The organism is Acidisphaera rubrifaciens HS-AP3, from assembly GCF_000964365.1.
GTDB classification, from domain to species: Bacteria; Pseudomonadota; Alphaproteobacteria; order Acetobacterales; family Acetobacteraceae; genus Acidisphaera; species Acidisphaera rubrifaciens.
The window spans coordinates 1-3,509 of sequence record NZ_BANB01000822.1; the positions used below are offsets into that span (position 1 = coordinate 1).

Here is a 3,509-nt window from a genome sequence, read left to right on the forward strand (position 1 = left end):
AACATGGCTGTTCTCTCCTTGCTGGCGTGCAGAGAGAACAGCCGCGTCCGCCGGCAAGTTGCCTGTCGCAGATTAAGGCGCGCACACGGCTGCGCGACAGGCTCGACCGCAGGGGCCGTCAGTCGCGGTTGAGCTTCGCGTCCGTCCGTGCCTGGAGCGTATCGAAATCCAGCCCGTCCACCATCCAGCGCACGACGAAGCCGCGCGGCTCCACATCCAGCACGCACAGATTCGTATAGACGCGCTTGACGCTGCCGATCGCCGTCAGCGGATAGGCGCAGCGGCTGACGATCTTGCTGGCGCCTGTCTTGGTGGTGTGGTCGGTGACGACCCACAGCCGCTTCGCCCCGGCGGCAAGGTCCATGGCGCCGCCCACGGCGGGCGCGGTGTCGTTGGCGCTCGTCGCCCAGTTGGCGAGGTCGCCGTTCTCCGCCACCTCGAACCCGCCGAGGACGCACAGATCCAGATGCCCGCCGCGTATGATCGCGAAGCTGTCGGCGTGGTGGACATACGACGCGCCCGGCCGCAGCGTGACGTATTGCTTGCCGGCGTTGATCAGCCAGCGGTTCTCGTGCCCCGGCTCCGGCGCCGGCCCCATGCCGAGCACGCCGTTCTCGGAATGAAAGATCACCTCCCGGTCGGCCGGCACGTAGTCGGCGATCAGGGTGGGCATGCCGATGCCGAGATTGACGTACCAGCCCTCCGGTATGTCGTCGGCGGCGCGGCGGGCGATGCCCTTGCGGTCGAGCGGCGTATAGGACGCGACGGCGGTGTCGGGCATGGCTTTGCTCCCCTCCCGTGAATGCGGACGGCGGATCAGAACAGCGGCGGGTCACCGTAGGGCACGTGCAGCACCCGGTCCACGTGGATGCCGGGCGTCATCACCTGCTCCGGCGGGATGTCGCCCAACTCCACGACATGCTGCGTCTGCACGATCGTCAGGCGGGCGGCGGTCGCCATCACCGGGTTGAAGTTGCGGCCGCTGTCGCGGAACGTCAGGTTGCCCCAACGGTCGGCCTGCCACGCCTCCACCAGCGCCACGTCGCCGGGCAGGGCGTGCTCCATCACATAGTTGCGCTCGCCGAAGCGGCGCTCCTCCTTGCCCTGGCCCAGCAGGGTGCCGACGCTGGTCGCGGTGTAGAAGGCCGGGATGCCGGCGCCGGCCGCGCGGATACGCTCCGCGAGCGTGCCCTGCGGCACCAGCTCCAGCTCGATCAGCCCGGCCTTGTACAACTCCTCGAACACCGTGCTGTCGCTGCTGCGCGGAAAGCTGCACACGATGCGGCGGACGCGGCGCAGCTCCATCAGGCGCGAGACGCCGACCCGGCCCGATCCGGCGTTGTTCAGGACGATGGTCAGATCCTTCGCCCCCTGCTCGATCAGCCCGTCGATCAGCGCGTTGGGCTGGCCCACCGCGCCGAAGCCGCCGATCAGCACCGTCGCACCGTCGGCGATGCCGTCCATCGCCTCGGCCATGGTGCGGACGAACTTGTCGATCATGGCGCCGGCTCCCCGATCTCGATCACCGCGTCGGCAGCATAGGCACCGTCCGGCAGGGCGAATACCGGGTTGAGGTCGATCGAGCGCAGCCGCGGCCCCGCCTGGTGCGCGAACACCGACAGCCGGGCCAGCATGTCCGCCAGCGCCGCGATATCGGCCGCCGGCCGCCCGCGCGCGCCGAGCAGCAGCGGCGCGCCCCGGATCGAGCGGATCATGCGCTCGGCCACGTCCACCCCGAACGGGCAGCGGTGCAGCACCACGTCGCGCAGCACCTCCACGAACACGCCGCCCAGGCCGAACACCGCGACCGGGCCGAACACCGGGTCCTGCTGGATGCCGAGGATGCATTCCGTGCCGCCCGACAGCTGGCGCGCGACCAGCACGCCCTCGATCCGCGCCTGCGGCCGCGCGGCCCGCGCGCGGGCGATCAGGGTCGCATAGCCCTCGCGCACCGCCTCGGCCGAGGCGACGCCGAGCAGCACGCCGCCGATTTCGGTCTTATGCAGGATGTCGGGCGAGACGATCTTCAGCACGACCGGGAAGCCGAAGCCCTCCGCCGCCGCCACCGCCGCGTTGGCGCTGGTGCAGACACGCTCGGGCGCGGCGGCGATGCCGGCCTCGGCCAGCAGCCGCTTGGCCGTCGCCTCGTCCGGCGTCGTGTCGGGGAGCGCCACATGCGGCACCGCGGGCGGCGGCAGCGCGGGTGCGGCCTCGAACGCCGCGCCGAACGTGCCCATCGCCGCGATCGCCGCGACCGCGCGCGACGGGTCCTCGTGCACGATCATCCCCTCCGCCTCATACCCCGCGACCACGTCGGGGGCCGCGATGACGGACAGGACATAGAGACGGTCGGGATGGGCCTTGCGCACGTCGCGCAGCATGGCGCGCAGCGCCGGCGCGTGCGAGCCGCCGCCGGTCTGCGAGAAGAACGCGATGTTGGACGCATAGCCGCCGTCGGCGACCATGCTCTCCATGAACGCCTCGGCCAGCGCGAAATCGTTGAACACCTGCGCCGTCGCGTCGACCGGGTTGCGCGGCGCGGAGAACGACACCAGGGCGCGCAGCTTCGCCTGCGCCTCGTCCGGCATCGGCGGCATCGGCAGCCCCGCCGCCTCCGCCGCGTCGCTGATCAGCACGCCCGCCCCGCCCGAGACCGTCAGCACGCCGAGCGTGTTGCGCACCGGATAGACCCGCGCCGTCGCGGTATAGGCGATGTCGAGCATCTCCTCCGTCGTGCGGGCGCGCACCACGCCGAACTCCGCCAGGACCGCATCCGTCACCGCGTCGTCGCCGGCGATGGAGGCGGTGTGCGACAGCGCGGCGGCTTGCCCAAGCGCGCTGCGCCCGACCTTCATCAGCACCACCGGCTTGCGCGCCGCACGGGCGGCGGCGAGGGCGGCGATGAAGCTCGCCCCGTCGCGTATGCCCTCGATATAGGCGGCGATCACGTCGGTATCCGGATGCTGCGCCATCCAGCCGATCAGTTCGCCCACCGTCACGTCCGCCTCGTTGCCGGTGGTGACGACGAGCGACGCGCCGATGCGCCGGTTGCGCGCGGCGGCGAAGACATGCGTGCCATAGGCGCCGGACTGGCTCGCGATGCCGATGCGTCCGGGGATCGGCCAGCCGGTCTCCAGCGCGTTGGTGAAGGTCGCGTAGTAGCCGGTCCGCCCGTCGAACAGGCCGAGGCAGTTGGGGCCGAGCAGCCGCATCCCGGCGTCGCGGGCGATGCGCACCATCTCCGCCTGCGCCGCCGCCCCCGCCGCGTCCACCTCGGCGAAACCGGCGGTAAAGGCGACCACCGCCCGCACGCCGCGCGCGGCCAGCGCCCGCATCGCATCGAGCGCATGCGCCGCCGGCACCGCGAGGATGGCGGCGTCCGGCACGGTCGGCAGGTCGGCGACGCTGGGATAGGCGGTCAGCCCCTGCACCTGCGCCCGGTTCGGGTTGACCGGCAGGATCGCGCCGCCGAAGCCGCCCGCCCGCATATAGGCGATCGGCCGGCCGCC

General features: G+C 71.9%; 3 protein-coding genes. All 3 read right to left on the reverse strand.

The features are described from left to right. Window positions 1–118: 118 nt before the first annotated feature. The gene (locus B8460_RS18170; protein ID WP_048863031.1) at window positions 119–781 is read right to left on the reverse strand and encodes a 3-oxoacid CoA-transferase subunit B; all 663 of its coding nucleotides are present in this window, start codon (window positions 779–781) and stop codon (window positions 119–121) included. A gap of 35 nt (window positions 782–816) precedes the next feature. Beyond that, window positions 817–1,500: a 3-oxoacid CoA-transferase subunit A gene (locus tag B8460_RS18175; RefSeq protein WP_048863032.1), complete on the reverse strand. Its 684-nt coding sequence runs from the start codon at window positions 1,498–1,500 to the stop codon at window positions 817–819. Continuing rightward, a partial coding sequence (locus B8460_RS18180; protein ID WP_048863033.1) for an acetate--CoA ligase family protein occupies window positions 1,497–3,509 on the reverse strand: 2,013 nt, incomplete at its 5' end. The genes B8460_RS18180 and B8460_RS18175, both read right to left, overlap by 4 nt.